The organism is Gordonia sp. KTR9, assembly GCF_000143885.2.
In the GTDB taxonomy this organism is placed as follows: Bacteria; Actinomycetota; Actinomycetes; order Mycobacteriales; family Mycobacteriaceae; genus Gordonia.
Genome location: NC_018581.1, coordinates 899,888 through 913,911 on the forward strand (window position 1 = coordinate 899,888; position 14,024 = coordinate 913,911).

The following is a 14,024-nucleotide window of genomic DNA, read 5'->3' on the forward strand; positions in this document are numbered from 1 at the left end:
GCGTTCGTGAATACGTCCAGGACTCACGCGTTTCCGTCCCGTCCACCCACGATCACATCCCACGAATCGACGCCGCCGTCGAGGATCCGTTCGGCAAGGACGTTCGCCCACTCATGGTCGTCGCCGTAACGATCGGACCAGCCCCACAGTGCCGTGGTGAACCGTCCGAGTGCGTGCTCGGCGGTGAACCCGATGGCGCCGTGGATCTGATGGGCCGCGGCCGCGACCTCGTGTGCGTGCCGCGACGTGACGATTTTCGCGGCCGCGATCGCATTTCGGGCTGTCACGGCGTCGCCCGATGCGGCGTCGGTCGCGGCCCGTGCTGCGGTCTCCATGAGGGTGGTCTGCGCGGCCATACGGGCCAGGGTCTGCTGGATCGCCTGGAACTTCGCCAGCGGCCGGCCGAACTGGACGCGCTCAGCGGCGTATCGCACCGTGCGCTCGCGCACCGCGCGAGCTGCAGCCGCCAGGGCGACGGCGTAGACCAGAGCGCCGCGGGTCCGCAGATCGTCGACGGTGATCGGTGACGCGGCCGCAAAGTCTGCCTCGACGCCTTCGAAGTCGATGTCGCCGAACGACATTCCCGACAGGTCGGTACCGCTGTCGAGGCGGACGCCCGGACAGTCGCACCTGCAGACGGCGATCACCGGTCCGTCCGGGGTACCCGCGAGCGCCACGACGACCTCGGCCGTGGCGAGGTGGGCGACACCGACTGCGTCACCGCTCAGACGAACTCGCTCACCGTCCCGGTCGACTGTCGCATCGTCGACGACTGCGACGGTCGCGGTGGCTCCGTCGAGGGAATGGCCGACATTGCCCGCGAGCCAGGCGGCCAGCAGGGCGTGTTCGGCGTAGGGCGTGAGGGCACCGGCTCCGGCGAGGGCGTCGAGGACCGCGAGGGCGTCGGCCAGGTCGGCGCCCTGGCCCCCGGCCTCCTCCGGGACGTCGACGGAAGTGAAACCGGCGTCCAGGAGTGCCGCCCAGAGCTCTGTGCCGGATTCGGCGCCCGGCGTGCGCAGGTCGACCGGGAAGCGGGCCAGCATGGCCGCGGTCGCGGCGGCGAGTTCGGTGGCCAAGTCGCTCATCGCATCCCCAGTCCGCGCGCGATGATGCCGCGCAGGATCTCGTTGGTTCCTCCACGCAGGGTGAAAGCCGGTGTGTGCAGGACGGCTTGAGCGAGCATGCGCTCGAAATCGGTCCCACCGGTGCGACGGGGGATCGCGCCGGACGCGTCCCGGATTGCGCTCACCAGATCGCCCTCGAACGTCGATCCCAGATCCTTGACCATCGCCGCGAGCACGTCGGGCTCACCCCCGGCATGGAGTTCCCGCGCCACCTGCAACGACATCTGGCGCAGCGCCCACGCCTGTGCGGTGAGCTCGCCCAGAGTCCGTCGCTGCTCCGGCGTGGCACCGTGCTCACGAAGCAGGCCGGTCCAGGCTCGGAGCAGCGGCAACGTGCTGAGATAGCGTTCCGGACCCGAGCGTTCGAAGGCCAACTCGCTCATCACCTGTCGCCATCCCTGGCCGCGAACGCCGAGCAGGGCCGAGGAGTCCACGACGGCGTCGTGGAAGATCACCTCGTTGAAGTGCGCCTCACCGTCGATGCTCGCGAGCGGACGGATCTCGATGTCGGGGTGGGGGAGGTCGACGACGAACTGCGAGAGTCCCTCCCGGCGGTCCTCGGTGCTGCCGTCGGTGCGTGCGAGCAGCACCATCGCATGTGCGATGTGGGCGCCCGTGGTCCAGACCTTGGTGCCGCGCAATGACCAGGTGTCGCCGTTGCCGGTGGCCCGGGTGCGCACGCTCGCGAGGTCGGAGCCGGCGTCCGGCTCGCTCATCCCGATCGCGAAGAAGACCGTCCCGGAGGAGATTCCGGGGATGTAGCGCCGTTTCTGCGTCTCGGTGCCGTTGGCGAGGATGCTCGGAGCCATCTGGCGGTCGGCGATCCAGTGCGCCGCCACGGGTGCACCGTGTGCGAGGAGTTCCTCGGTGACCACGAAACGCTCGACGGCCGTGCGCCCCTGCCCGCCGTACTCGACGGGCATGGTCAGACCCAGCCAGCCGCGCTCGCCGAGGCGTCGGCTGAAGTCGGGATCGAAACCCGTCATCCAGCTGTCGACGTCGGGACGGAAGGCTCCGTCGGCGAGTTCGGTGCGCAGGAAGGTGCGCACCTCGTCGCGGAGGGCGTGCAGGACGTCGTCCGCGACGGCGCCCCGGCTCATGACCGGCCGGGACCGCGGGACGACCAGTTCTGCCCCTTGCGCGCCATCGACCACATCTGGGTGCCGCGCTCGATCTCGATCGCCGAATCCCACGTCACCGCCGGGGGTCCGAGTTCCATTCGGACACTGGCCATCACACGTCGCGTCAACTCGGGGTCGCGCGCGGCGGGTCCGGTCAGACCGTCGACGATCGCCGGGATGTCCGGAACGGGCGCGGCCGCGTACGCCAGACCGCGCTCGACGGCCTGCTCGCCGGACAACGACTGGCCGCACGCCGCGAGGGCGATGGTGTTCGCCCTGCCCACCGCCCGATTCAGCAGCGCGAGGTGACCGCCCCCGGGATGTATCCCGCGAGCGAGGAATCCGCTGTCGAGGACGGCGTCGGGCGTGGTGACGAGCAGGTCGACGGCGAGTGCGAGATTGAGGCCTGCGCCGACAGCCCCGCCGACGACGACCCCCACTGTCGGTACCGGCAACGAGCCGACCCGCACGAACGCGCGGTAGACGGCCGACAGCTGCGCGACCGACGACGGCGCGGCCGGATCGGCGGACGCCGCGGCCAGGATTCTCGTGTCGGCGCCGCTGCAGAAGTAGGAGCCGACGGCGTCCACGACGACGGCGCCGACGTTGTCGTCGTCGATGACTCGATCACAGAATCGCTCGATGGCCGCGGCCATCTCGAGGGTGATGGCGTTCTTGCGGCGGGGGTTGTTGAGCGTCAGCCTTCCCACTCCGTCGTTGACGGAGGTGAGGATGGCCTCGCCGGTGTCGTCGTCCGGCGAGACGGGATTCGGGGACTCGGAACTCATGACGACGACCGTAGTCCCCCGCCGCTGGTGTGATCGCCGATCCCGGCCTCGCCGCGAAAAAGTTCACCGATCGCCCCGAGGAGTGCCCCGACTCTGCAACGTGTTCTAAACTAGAACACGTTCACATTCGGAAGGCGAGGGCACGATGGCGGTTGAGCAGGGGATTCGTGAGCAGATCGCTGCCGATCTGGCGCGGGCGGAGGCGTCGGCGACCGCCATCGACCGGCCGACCGACGCCCACCCCGACCTCGATGTGGTCGACGCCTACGAGATCCAGCTGATCAACATCCGCAAGCGCCTCGGCGCCGGAGCGAAGGTCGCCGGGCACAAAGTCGGCCTGGCCTCGGAGGCCATGCAGAAGATGATGGGCGTCGACGAGCCGGATTACGGCCATCTGCTCGACGACATGCAGTACTTCGAACACACCCCGATCGACGCGAAGAAACTGTGCTTCCCGCGCGTCGAGGTCGAGGTCGGCTTCATCCTGGGCGAGGACCTGCCGGGCGAGGGCTGCACCAACGAGGACGTGATCGACGCGGTGGCCTGGGTGGTGCCCTCGATCGAGTTGATCGACTCCCGGATCAAGGACTGGAAGATCACGCTCTGCGACACGATCGCCGACAACGCGTCGTCCTGTGGGTGGATCCTCGGTCAGCAACGCGTCCCGATCTCCGAGATCGACACCGGCGACATCGAGGCGACGCTGACGCGCAACGGCGAGATCGTCGCCAAGGGCAATTCGTCTGCGGTACTGGGGCATCCGCTGAACGCCGTGAGTTGGCTCGCGCGCAAGGTCGAGGGCTTCGGGGTGCGCCTGCGCAAGGGCGATGTGATCCTGCCGGGCACCGCGACGCGGGCGATCGACATATCGTCCGGCGATCACTTCGTGGCGGAGTTCGCCGGCCTGGGCAGCGTCACGCTCGACTTCATCTAGACACGAACAACTTTCACCGAGTATGAGGAGGAACCCGTGGCAGCCAAGCTGACCGCAGCGATCATCGGGTCGGGCAACATCGGCACCGACCTGATGTACAAGCTGGAGCGCTCCGAGGTGATCGAGCCGCGCTGGATGGTCGGCATCGATGCCGCCTCCGAGGGCATGAAGCGCGCGGCTGATCATGGCCTGATCACGATGAGCGGCGGCGCCGACGAGCTGTTGGCGTCGTCGGAGCGTCCGGATCTGATCTTCGAGGCGACCTCGGCCTATGTGCACCGCGAATACGCGCCGAAGTACGAGGAGGCGGGCATCGTCGCCGTCGACCTCACCCCGGCCGCTGTCGGACCCGCAGTGGTGCCGCCGGCCAATCTCCGTGAGCATCTCGACGCGCCGAACACCAACATGATCACGTGCGGCGGTCAGGCGACCATCCCGATGGTGCATGCGGTGAGTTCGGTTGTGCCGGTGCCGTATGCCGAGATCGTCGCGTCCGTGGCCTCGGTGTCGGCCGGGCCGGGCACCCGCGCCAACATCGACGAGTTCACGGCCACCACCTCCAAGGGCGTGGAGACGATCGGCGGTGCGCAGCGCGGCAAGGCGATCATCATCCTCAATCCGGCCGACCCGCCGATGATCATGCGCGACACCATCTTCTGCGCCATCCCCGAAGATGCGGACACAGATGCGATCGCCGAGTCGATTCACCGACGGGAGAAAGAGATCCAGGCGTACGTGCCGGGTTATCGACTGCTCCAGGACCCCCAGTTCGATCCGCCGAGCGTTCTGAACGGCGGACATGCCCGGGTGTCGATCTTCGTCGAGGTCGAGGGTGCGGGCGACTTCCTGCCGCCCTACGCCGGGAATCTGGACATCATGACCGCTGCCGCCACGAAGGTCGGCGAAGAGATCGCGAAGACGAAGCTGGGAGTCCCCGCATGAGCACCAATGTGGTTCTGACACCGCGCGACCCGAAGCTGATGGCGAACGCGCGCAAGTACTCCGACACCCTCGACATCCGCATCACGGACTCGTCGCTGCGTGACGGTAGCCACCACAAGCGCCACCAGTTCACCGAGGACGAGGTCCGCGCGATCGTCGGCGCACTCGACGAGGCGGGTGTGCCGGTGATCGAGGTGACCCACGGTGACGGTCTGGGCGGGTCGTCGTTCAACTACGGCTTCTCCAAAACTCCTGAGCAGCAATTGATCAAGGCCGCCGCGGAGACTGCGAAGCGCGCGAAGATCGCGTTCCTGATGCTGCCCGGGTTGGGCACCAAGGACGACATCCGGGCCGCGCAGGACAACGGCGGCCAGATCTGCCGCATCGCGACGCACTGCACCGAGGCCGATGTCTCCATCCAGCACTTCGGACTCGCCCGCGATCTGGGCCTGGAAACCGTCGGGTTCCTGATGATGAGCCACAGCCAGCCGCCGGAGGTCATCGCCAAGCAGGCCCGCATCATGGCCGATGCCGGATGTCAGTGTGTCTACGTCGTCGACTCCGCGGGTGCCCTCGTCCTCGAAGACGTGACCGTGCGGGTGGAGGCCCTGGTGGCCGAACTCGGCAACGACGCGCAGGTCGGGTTCCACGGTCATGAGAACCTCGACATCGCGGTTGCCAACTCGGTCAACGCGATTCGTGCGGGTGCGCAGCAGATCGACGGCTCGATCCGGCGCTTCGGTGCGGGCGCGGGCAACACACCCACCGAGGCCTTCGTGGGTGTGTGCGACAAGCTCGGCATCACCACCGGAGTCGATTTCATGAAGATCGCCGACGCCGCACAGGATGTCGTCCGTCCGGCCATGCCGTCGGAGTGCCTGGTCGACCGCTCGGCGATGATGATGGGCTACGCCGGTTGCTACAGCTCGTTCCTCAAGCATGCCGAGGGTCACGCCGAACGCTATGGCGTCTCGGCGGCGGAGATCCTCCTCGAGGCGGGCAGCCGCAAACTAGTCGGAGGTCAGGAAGACCAGCTGATCGACATCGCGCTCGAACTCAAGAAAAAGCAGGACGCGAACGCCGGGGTGTGAGGGCGATCCGTCGAGTGCCCATCGGCCGGGTGTCGCTCAGCTGCGGATGATGTGCGCGAGGAAGTCGCGTGCCGCGCCGGCGCCCGGTTGGGCGCCGGACAGCCACACCGCGCGCAGGGGCCGGGCGAGGTCGAGGTCGGCGATGTCGATGTAGGCCAGCCGGTGTCCGAGATCGTCGGCGACCGAGAGGTCACTGAGCACGGCCGGCCCGGCCCCCGCGATGACCGCCGCCCGCACCGACGCCGTCGTGGACAGTTCCAGCACGGGTGGCGCGGTCTCCCGTCCCGGCCCGAGGGCCCGCGTCAGGGCGCGTTCGAAGAACTCCCGCGTCCCCGAGCCCTCCTCGCGGGTGACCAACGGGGTGCGGGCGAGGTCGGCGGCCGTGACCGGACGCCGCAGCCGCGTCCACGGATGACCCGGCGGCACGACGAGGACCAGCTCGTCACGCGCGACGCTCCGGCTGCGCAGACCGGTCGGAACGCGTGACCCTTCGACGAAACCGAGTTCGACGTCGCCGGCACGGACGAGGTCGTACACGTGGTCGGAGTTGGTGGCGGTGAACGACACCTTCGGCGCGTGATCGTGCTGGGCGCCGAACGACACGAGCCAGCGGGGCAGGAGATGTTCGGCGACGGTCAGGCTGGCCGCAAGGCGTAGCTGATCACGGCGTTCGAGGCGCAACGCGGACAGCCCGGCGTCGAACTCCCCGGCCAGGGTCAGCAACCGGTCGGCCCATTCGGCGACGAGTCGTCCGGACTGGGTGGGTACCGAACCTCGCGGTGTGCGGGTCAGCAGGGTGACGCCGAGCTGGGTCTCCATCGCGCGGATCCGTGCCGACACCGCCTGCTGGGTGACGCCGAGCTGGGTCGCGGCGGCATTGAGACTGCCTGTCCCGACCACCGCCTGCAGGGTCTCCAGCGAAGCGAGGTCGGGCATCCGCTGACTCAGCACCATCGTTCGAGGGTACAAGCACCGCTGATACCCCCGGTACAAACCCGATTTGTATCGTGTCAACGCTTTGGGTCCTACCGGCGTCGTGACATTCGCGCGAACGTGGTGAACATGACCACGACGACCCTCACCGCCGGACTCGCCGAGAAAGACCGCGGGCCCGCAACCGACACCGGGACAAAGCGTCGCCACGTCTCCTACGTTCCGCCCAACTGGTTCGCCGCGGTGATGGGCACCGGGATCGTCGCGATCGCCGCGCACAGCCTGCCCTGGCAACCTCCGGGCCTGGCGGTGGTGGCGACGGTCTTCTGGCTGTTGGCCTGCGCGGTGTTCGCGGGTGTGGTGGCCGCCACCGTCCGCCACTGGGTCCGCGACCCGGAGATCGCCCGCGGTCACCACGCCCACCGGGTGGTCGCCCACTTCTACGGCGCGGTGCCGATGGCCGTCATGACGGTCGGGACCAGCACGATGGTGGTCGGCACGACGGTCATCGGCCGCGATCTGGCACTGGGGATCGACGTCGTGTGCTGGATCATCGGCACGATCGGCGGGGTTTTCACCGCCGTGGTCATCCCGTACCGGCACCTGATCGTCGGCCGCCCGGCTGTAGGCGAGGCTTTCGGCGGCTGGCTGATGCCGGTCGTCCCCCCGATGGTGTCGGCGTCGGCGGCCGCGGTGCTCACCCCGCAGCTGCCCGCGGGCTGGGCGTCGGAGGTCGTGATGGTGATCGGCTGCGCGATGTTCGTACTGGCCGCACTCGCCTCGCTCCCGATCCTGGCGGTGCTGGCGGCGCGCCTGCGCAGCGGTGATGTCGGTGCCGCCCACATGGTCCCCACCTGGTGGATCGTTCTCGGTCCGCTCGGCCAGTCGATCACCGCCGCATGCCTGCTCGCCCACGTCGCACCGCACGTCGTGGGCGCCCCGATCGTCGGAACGCTGCAGTCGTTCGCGATGGGCTACGGCCTCACCGTCTGGGTGGTGGCCACTCTCTGGATCGTCGTCGCCGCGCGGCTCACCGTGCGGACGCTGAGGTCGGGGATGCCGTTCGCGATGACCTGGTGGTCGTTCACCTTCCCGCTCGGCACCTACGTGACGGGTTCGAGTGCGCTGGCACTCACGCTCGGTGGAGCGGTCTTCCAGGTCACGGCCGTCGCCGGGTTCGCGGTCCTCGTCCTGGCATGGGGTGTGGTGGCGGTTCGGACGGTGCGCGGGGTCGTCACCGGTGAGCTCCTGCGGGTGCCGTTGCTGCCGGTGCGGTGAGTACCCCCACCCGCAAACCCACCCCTTTTCCGTAAACCCAACGCCTTCGGACCGGGTGGGTTTACGGAAAAGGGGTGGGTTTGTCGAAAGTTGGTTTACAGCAACGTTTTGCGCTACGAGATCCCGGCAGGAGTGGGCCGGGGAGTGCTCATGCCTCCGGTCGGCGACGGCGCATCGTGCATCCGGTCCACGTCTTCGAGACTCAGTCCGGTGGTCTCGACTCGGAAGGTCCACGTGACGAATGCGCCCAGCGCCGACGTTCCGGCGAGAAGGAGCACGATGATCGCGGTTCCCCAGGCATCGAGGAGGACGGGGAACAGGAAGGCGGTGAGGACTGCCCCGACCTTGGCGACCGAGGCGGCGAGGCCCGCGCCCGTCCCACGCAGCGAGGTGGGGAAGACCTCACCGGCCAGCAGATAGGTCATGGAGTTCGGACCCAGGTTGGTCATGAGGTTGAACAACATGAAGCCGACGAACACGAGGACGACTTGCAGGGTTCCGTCGAGGAGGGTGGAGGCGGCGGCTGTCACCAACCCGACAGCGCAACCGAGGAAACCGAAGACCTGTAGTCGGATTCGGCCGAGTCTGTTGACGAGGAGGATGGCCAACGCGATGCCGATGAGGAGGAAGGCATCGATGAGGACTGCGCCTTCGGCGCCGTGCAGGTCGTCGGCGACCACGCCGCTGACGGTCGCGTCGTCTGCGGCGGCGGTTCCGATCGTCGCGGCGATGATCGTCGGGGTGAAGATGCCGATCCCGTACGTTCCGAGGTCCTGCAGAAACCAGGGGATCGAAGCCAGGATCGTCGAGCGGCGCCAGGGTCGCCGGAACAGCGACCCGATGTTGGATGGTGACCCGTCGGCGGAGTCGGGGCCGGAGGCAGACTCGTCGCGGAGTGCGAGGGAGACGGTGGACGGGTACTGCGGTCGGCGAGTCAACAAACGCTTCAGCGCTCGCTCCGCCTCGTCGACTCTGCCTGTGCCGAGGAGCCAATGCGGACTCTGCACGATGAAGAGCCGGCCGACGATCACCAGGACGGATGGGACGACAACCACGCCGAACATCCAGCGCCAGTCCGACAGTTCGTCGCGATTGCCCAGGATGATGACGCCGACGAGTGTGCCGGCCAGGGCGCCGACGGCCTGGAAGCCGAACGCCGCGAGCACCCCTCGACCCCGGATGCTGGTGGGCATGGTCTCGGAGATCATGGTGTGTGCGGTCGGGTAGTCGCAACCCAGCGCCATTCCCATGCCGACGAGACACACCACCAGCATCGGGAAGCCGGTGCTGAACGTGACGCCCACCAGGAAGGCCGTGAACAGAACCATCTCGGCCAGGAACAACTGACGGCGACCCCACCGATCGGACAGCCCGCCGAGGGCCGATGCGCCGATCATGATGCCCAACAGGGGCGCGGCCGTCACGACGCCGGATTGGGCTGAGCCGAGCCCGAAGTCGTCGATGATCAGTGGTAGGGCCACGCCCACCATGAAGACGATCATGCCCTCGAGGAACTTCCCCGCGGACGCGAGCAACCAGATCCGTCTTTGCATCGAGGTCATCGCGCCGGCGGTCGCGGGCGTGCCGTCCCGCCAGGCAGGGACTTCGTCCAGGTAACTCTGGACGGTGTCGGGAAGAGCTCCGGACTCGGTGGCGGACATGCGATTCCTGTTCTGCGCCGACGACTTCCACTCGATACGACGGTGAATCGTGCTGTGGAAGTCGGACGCTACAGGTTGTCGCTGGCCGTCTCGTTGCGGCGTGATGAACCTTTGTGGCCGCCGCTGAGCTGCTCGGTAGGACTCATGCGCGAGCCGCGTGAGTCCTACCGAGGCCGGACCTCACATGCCGGCGGGCGGGTGCCCCAGACAGATGAGGGCGCCCATCGGGTCCTTGATCGCCGCGAGCGTGCCGTACGGGGTGTCCTCGCCGGCCATGAGGATCTCGGCGCCGAGTGACTCGGCCTGTTTCACGGTGGCGGCCACGTCGTCGACGGTGATGTAGATCTGCCAGAACGACGGCACCCCGGCGGGGAAGAGTTTGACCGAGTCCATGATGCCCGCGTACGACGTCTCGCCGTAGAAGATCTGGGCGTAGTTGTCGGGCCCGACGGCATCCGGGTCGCCACCGGTACCGATCTCCTCGATGCGCGCGCCGAGCACGGTCCGGTAGAAGTCGACAGACTTGGCGTAGTCCATGCTCTGGCATTCGAACCAGTAGGGCGTGCCGTGGTCGCCGAACTCGGAGTAACCGTTGTGCTTGTCCGGCTGCCAGAACCCGATCGCCGCGCCCGCTGTGTCGAGGGCCATCAGCATCGTGCCCTCCTCGCCGATGGCCATCGGGGGCACCATGATCGAGCCACCCGCCGCCTCGACTGCCTTCACCGTGGCGTCGGCGTCCTCGGCGTGGAGGTACACCGTCCAGATGTCGGGAGGTCCGGCGCCTTCCATCACCGGGCTCAGCCCCGCGACACGTTTGCCGTTCTTGAGGAGGTTGCGGTAGCCGCCGAACTCCTCGTCGGGAGCCTCGGCCTCCCAGCCGAAGATCGCCCCGTAGAACTCCTCGGCCTTCGCGGTGTCACTGCTCATCAGGTCGAACCAGATCGGTGCCCCCGAGGGGGCCGCATACTCTGCCATTTCTGTGTCCTCTTCCTTGTTCCGCACAATCTGCTGGGCAACTGCTCGTCGACACACTTCTGACCGACAGGGTCGCGCAAACTCATCGGTCGCGGACCGCGTTGGGGGAGAGTCGACTCATATCCACCGGGATGGGCCATGGCACGCTGGTCGGATGACGACGCACTCGGCCACCGTCGAACGACTCCGCACCGCGGCGTGGCCGGTGCTGCTGGCCGGCGGACTGCTACTGGTCCTGCTCGCGCAGGTCCAGTGGGGTTGGACCGACGAAGGTGTGGAACCGTCGATCACCGGGTTGGGACACGTCAAGATCCTGGGGGCCAGCGACGACGACGTCGCGTTCTTCTTCGAGGACAAGACAGACCGGCCGGGTCTGAGCGTGGTCGTGGCGGGCGCGGTGATCGCCGTCGTCGCGGCCCTGGGCTGGTGGCGTGCCCGACTCCGGCCGTCCGCCATCGGAGTGATCGGGCTCGCGTCCATCGTCGCACTGGTTGTCGGCGTCAGGGTGCTGAGTGACCCTGCCGCGCAATTGTTCTCCGACTCGGTGTCGGAGGCGCTGGGTGCAGACCTGCCCGCGATGCGGGCCGGTTACGGACTGATCGGGACCGTCGTGGTCGCGGCCCTGTTGCTGGTGGTCGTCGTGGGATGGGTGCTCACGACGTGGTGGCCGCGCCCGACGCTCAGCCGAACCGACGAATCGTCTTGATGTATCCCATGTCCTTCAGCTTTGTGAACCCGATCGGGACACCGTTGGGGCCGTAGGCGTTGAACACGCGGCCGGCGCCCGCGTAGATGCCGACGTGTCCCGCGTCGCGACCGAAGATGATGATGTCGCCCGGTGCGAGCGCGCGGAACGGGATCGCGTGTCCGACCTTCGCCTGTTGCTGGCTGGTCCGGGGGAGGTGGACGCCGGTCGTGTAGAACGCCCACCGCACCAGTCCGGAGCAGTCCCAGGAATGCGGGCCGACGCCTGCCCACTTGTACGGCTTGCCGATCTGGGTGATCGCCGCCCCGAGTGCGTTGAGGCCGACGGTGGTCGGCACCGGCAGATAGATGGGAACCGAGCCGGAGGAGTCCGACGATCCCGCGGCCGCGGCGCGGCCGGTGTCGAGAAGCGGAGGGCCGATGAGCGGTACGCCGACCGACAACGCGGCGGTGAGTGCGATGGTGCAGGTCACGCGCCTGAAGCGCGGTGGCGATACGGACATGACGACAGCTTGGCGGAGCCGGGCCGGCGTGTCGTCGGTCGTTCTCCAGGTGTGACGAAGGTGTGACCGCTGTGATGCTTGAGGCTTGTGTTACCGAATGTTGTTGGTGTGGTAGTTAATCGATCACCAGTATCCGTCGGGATCCGAGACGGGTGACTCGGCGGGGATGATGCCCTCGGAAACGCCGTGGTCGATACTCGCCGACAACCGGGCGCACGTCGGCATCATCGCGCCGGGAAGCAGGGGGCCGTTCCCCGTGTCGCCGTTCCCACCGTCGCCGCCCGCGCGCATCTGTTCGAGGCCGAGGCAGCGCTCCCGGGCGTCGGCATTCCATTGCACGCTGGTGTGGAACGAACTCGTCTTCTTCACGAGAACGCAGGCGTGGCACGCGCGGCACTCGATCTCGCGCATGCCGCCCTGCAGATAGTGCTCACGGTCGCGGCGGGTGGCCTCGTGAACCCGGGCGAGCCGGTCGGGATCGTCGTGGAAGTCGGGCGCCTTGGCCCAGCGGTCGGAACCCACGCGAACCCCTGCTGCCCGGGTCACCGTCAGACCTCGGCCTTCTCGGTGGACTCCGAGCCGGCGGCGGACTCGGCCTTCTCGGCCTCCTGGCGACGCAGGTTCTCCTGGATCTCCTCGTTCCAGCTCTCGAGGGCCTTGGAGGTGTCGATCTCGTACTCGAATCGGCCGGTCATCTCGTCGGTGACATCCGCCTTGTCGACGTAGAACTGGTCGTACCAGCGGCGGAGCTGATAGACCGGACCGTCCTCCTCGACGAGCAGGGGATTGTCGATGCGGGTCTTGTTCTTCCAGATCTCGACGTCCTGCAGGAAGCCCACCTCGACGCCTGCGCTGATCTTGGTGGCCATCTTCGATGCCTGTTCGGCGGTCAGTCCGTCGGGGACCTTGGCCATCACGCCGTACATGAGGACGAAGGAGTTCTCGTCGATCGGGTAGTGGCAGTTGGTGAGGATGGTCTCCACGGCGTACCCGCCGTAGTACTGGATCATCGGGTTCAGCATGTACGACGGCCCGTAATACGCCGCGATCGATTCGAGGCGGCTGTCGCCGTAGTTGGTGCCGAGGGTGACGTCGGGCCGGCCGTGCGAATTCATGTACTGCGCGGCCATCTCACCCTCGAAGACGTTCTTGAAGTAGTCGGGGAGTGCGAAGTGCACGTAGTAGAAGTGCGCCATGTCGACGACGTTGTCGATGATCTCGCGACAGTTGGCGCCCTCGATGACGATGCGGTTCCAGGTCCAGGGCGTCCACTCCTCGGACCCGAATTCGTCGAGTTCGGGGATGATGCACTCGTCCGGCGGAGGGTTGCCCTCGGGATCGTTGTAGACGAAGACCTGGCCGTTGCGGACCATCGACGGCCATGAGCGCGTCTTGGCGAGCTTGGGGTTGCGCTTGGCGTACGGCACCCCGGCGCAACGTCCGTTGCCCTTCCACAGCCAGCCGTGGAATGGGCACGCGACGTTGTCCCCGGACACCTTGCCCTGGGAGAGGTCGCCGCCCATGTGCCGACAGAAGGCGTCGAGGACGTTGACCTCGCCCTTGGTGTCGACCCACGCCACCAGCTTGGTGCCGAAGATCGTGACTGAGTGGGGCTTGCCGTCGGAGAACTCCTCGAGCAGTCCGAGGCAGTGCCAGCCCCGCGCGAAACGCGTGGGTGGCGCACCCGTGTCGATCTCCCGGATGCCCACGTCCGCTCCGTCGGAGGCGGCGGCTGCGCTCGGCGTGCCGGGGCTGCTCGGGGTCATCGTCTCGGGTCCTGAAGACATGTGCCCTCTCCTGTCTGTGACTCGTGTCGCGTCGAAGAACTGTACCCAATACTAGAACACGTTTCAGATTTGTCAGCCCGATCGACGCCGCGGAGGGCAATAGGGCCTGTACATGGGCATAAAGTCGACGTGCTCGACAGAAATGAGAACGTGTTCTAATCTCGAACTCGATGGTTACAGCG

General features: G+C 67.4%; 14 protein-coding genes. 5 read left to right on the forward strand and 9 right to left on the reverse strand.

The features are described 5' to 3' along the window. Positions 1 to 23: 23 nt before the first annotated feature. Genes KTR9_RS04860 through KTR9_RS04870 form a run of 3 tightly spaced genes read right to left on the reverse strand, consistent with a single transcriptional unit; the run spans position 24 to position 3,033 of the window. Complete coding sequence (locus tag KTR9_RS04860; protein WP_044505903.1) at positions 24 to 1,085, reverse strand: acyl-CoA dehydrogenase family protein; 1,062 nt, start codon at positions 1,083 to 1,085, stop codon at positions 24 to 26. Then, a complete protein-coding gene (locus tag KTR9_RS04865; RefSeq protein ID WP_014925467.1) occupies positions 1,082 to 2,224 on the reverse strand; it encodes an acyl-CoA dehydrogenase family protein in 1,143 nt (380 codons plus the stop codon). The genes KTR9_RS04860 and KTR9_RS04865 overlap by 4 nt, the downstream gene beginning before the upstream one ends. Continuing rightward, positions 2,221 to 3,033: an enoyl-CoA hydratase-related protein gene (locus KTR9_RS04870; RefSeq protein WP_014925468.1), complete on the reverse strand. Its 813-nt coding sequence runs from the start codon at positions 3,031 to 3,033 to the stop codon at positions 2,221 to 2,223. Before KTR9_RS04870 ends, KTR9_RS04865 begins: the two co-directional genes overlap by 4 nt. 145 nt (positions 3,034 to 3,178) lie before the next feature. On the opposite strand from KTR9_RS04870, the gene KTR9_RS04875 reads away from it, so the two are divergent. The 3 genes from KTR9_RS04875 to dmpG are packed head-to-tail and all read left to right on the forward strand — an operon-like array spanning position 3,179 to position 6,000. After that, positions 3,179 to 3,967 (forward strand): 2-keto-4-pentenoate hydratase, encoded by a 789-nt coding sequence (locus KTR9_RS04875; protein WP_014928742.1) that lies wholly within the window; start codon positions 3,179 to 3,181, stop codon positions 3,965 to 3,967. 36 nt (positions 3,968 to 4,003) lie between these two features. Next, positions 4,004 to 4,909, forward strand: coding sequence for an acetaldehyde dehydrogenase (acetylating) (locus KTR9_RS04880; protein ID WP_014928743.1), 906 nt, complete (start codon positions 4,004 to 4,006; stop codon positions 4,907 to 4,909). After that, positions 4,906 to 6,000 carry a 4-hydroxy-2-oxovalerate aldolase gene (gene dmpG, locus KTR9_RS04885; protein WP_014925469.1) on the forward strand — a complete coding sequence of 365 codons (1,095 nt, stop codon included), beginning with the start codon at positions 4,906 to 4,908 and terminating at the stop codon, positions 5,998 to 6,000. The genes KTR9_RS04880 and dmpG overlap by 4 nt, the downstream gene beginning before the upstream one ends. A 36-nt stretch (positions 6,001 to 6,036) precedes the next feature. Here the strand turns inward: dmpG and KTR9_RS04890 are convergent, their stop codons facing one another. Next, positions 6,037 to 6,954, reverse strand: coding sequence for a LysR family transcriptional regulator (locus KTR9_RS04890; RefSeq protein ID WP_083888932.1), 918 nt, complete (start codon positions 6,952 to 6,954; stop codon positions 6,037 to 6,039). A 108-nt stretch (positions 6,955 to 7,062) separates the two neighbouring features. On the opposite strand from KTR9_RS04890, the gene KTR9_RS04895 reads away from it, so the two are divergent. Continuing rightward, complete coding sequence (locus KTR9_RS04895; RefSeq protein ID WP_044507604.1) at positions 7,063 to 8,211, forward strand: TDT family transporter; 1,149 nt, start codon at positions 7,063 to 7,065, stop codon at positions 8,209 to 8,211. 113 nt (positions 8,212 to 8,324) lie between these two features. On the opposite strand, the gene KTR9_RS04900 is transcribed toward KTR9_RS04895, so the two are convergent. Further along, complete coding sequence (locus tag KTR9_RS04900) at positions 8,325 to 9,872, reverse strand: MFS transporter (protein ID WP_014925472.1); 1,548 nt, start codon at positions 9,870 to 9,872, stop codon at positions 8,325 to 8,327. Positions 9,873 to 10,052: 180 nt separating this feature from the next. Then, on the reverse strand, positions 10,053 to 10,847 hold the full coding sequence (locus KTR9_RS04905) for a VOC family protein (protein ID WP_014925473.1): 795 nt from the start codon (positions 10,845 to 10,847) through the stop codon (positions 10,053 to 10,055). A 154-nt stretch (positions 10,848 to 11,001) separates the two neighbouring features. Between KTR9_RS04905 and KTR9_RS04910 the strand changes: the two genes are divergently transcribed. Further along, positions 11,002 to 11,553, forward strand: coding sequence for a hypothetical protein (locus KTR9_RS04910; RefSeq protein ID WP_044505906.1), 552 nt, complete (start codon positions 11,002 to 11,004; stop codon positions 11,551 to 11,553). Here the strand turns inward: KTR9_RS04910 and KTR9_RS04915 are convergent. The 3 genes from KTR9_RS04915 to KTR9_RS04925 form a co-directional block, all read right to left on the reverse strand. After that, positions 11,528 to 12,055 carry a C40 family peptidase gene (locus KTR9_RS04915; protein WP_044505908.1) on the reverse strand — a complete coding sequence of 176 codons (528 nt, stop codon included), beginning with the start codon at positions 12,053 to 12,055 and terminating at the stop codon, positions 11,528 to 11,530. The two genes, KTR9_RS04910 and KTR9_RS04915, sit on opposite strands and share 26 nt — an antisense overlap. Before the next feature lie 123 nt (positions 12,056 to 12,178). After that, positions 12,179 to 12,601, reverse strand: a complete 423-nt coding sequence (locus KTR9_RS04920; protein WP_443134916.1) for a hypothetical protein — start codon at positions 12,599 to 12,601, stop codon at positions 12,179 to 12,181. A 2-nt stretch (positions 12,602 to 12,603) separates the two neighbouring features. Continuing rightward, on the reverse strand, positions 12,604 to 13,842 hold the full coding sequence (locus KTR9_RS04925; protein WP_014928745.1) for a Rieske 2Fe-2S domain-containing protein: 1,239 nt from the start codon (positions 13,840 to 13,842) through the stop codon (positions 12,604 to 12,606). Positions 13,843 to 14,024: the final 182 nt, after the last annotated feature.

Bases quoted from the DNA above. Each gene is read 5' to 3' on its own strand.
- KTR9_RS04860 (WP_044505903.1), bottom strand. From the start codon at position 1,085: ATGAGCGACTTGGCCACCGAACTCGCCGCCGCGACCGCGGCCATGCTG.
- KTR9_RS04865 (WP_014925467.1), bottom strand. From the start codon at position 2,224: ATGAGCCGGGGCGCCGTCGCGGACGACGTCCTGCACGCCCTCCGCGAC.
- KTR9_RS04870 (WP_014925468.1), bottom strand. From the start codon at position 3,033: ATGAGTTCCGAGTCCCCGAATCCCGTCTCGCCGGACGACGACACCGGC.
- KTR9_RS04875 (WP_014928742.1), top strand. From the start codon at position 3,179: ATGGCGGTTGAGCAGGGGATTCGTGAGCAGATCGCTGCCGATCTGGCG.
- dmpG (WP_014925469.1), top strand. From the start codon at position 4,906: ATGAGCACCAATGTGGTTCTGACACCGCGCGACCCGAAGCTGATGGCG.
- KTR9_RS04890 (WP_083888932.1), bottom strand. From the start codon at position 6,954: ATGGTGCTGAGTCAGCGGATGCCCGACCTCGCTTCGCTGGAGACCCTG.
- KTR9_RS04895 (WP_044507604.1), top strand. From the start codon at position 7,063: ATGACCACGACGACCCTCACCGCCGGACTCGCCGAGAAAGACCGCGGG.
- KTR9_RS04900 (WP_014925472.1), bottom strand. From the start codon at position 9,872: ATGTCCGCCACCGAGTCCGGAGCTCTTCCCGACACCGTCCAGAGTTAC.
- KTR9_RS04905 (WP_014925473.1), bottom strand. From the start codon at position 10,847: ATGGCAGAGTATGCGGCCCCCTCGGGGGCACCGATCTGGTTCGACCTG.
- KTR9_RS04910 (WP_044505906.1), top strand. From the start codon at position 11,002: ATGACGACGCACTCGGCCACCGTCGAACGACTCCGCACCGCGGCGTGG.
- KTR9_RS04915 (WP_044505908.1), bottom strand. From the start codon at position 12,055: ATGTCCGTATCGCCACCGCGCTTCAGGCGCGTGACCTGCACCATCGCA.
- KTR9_RS04925 (WP_014928745.1), bottom strand. From the start codon at position 13,842: ATGTCTTCAGGACCCGAGACGATGACCCCGAGCAGCCCCGGCACGCCG.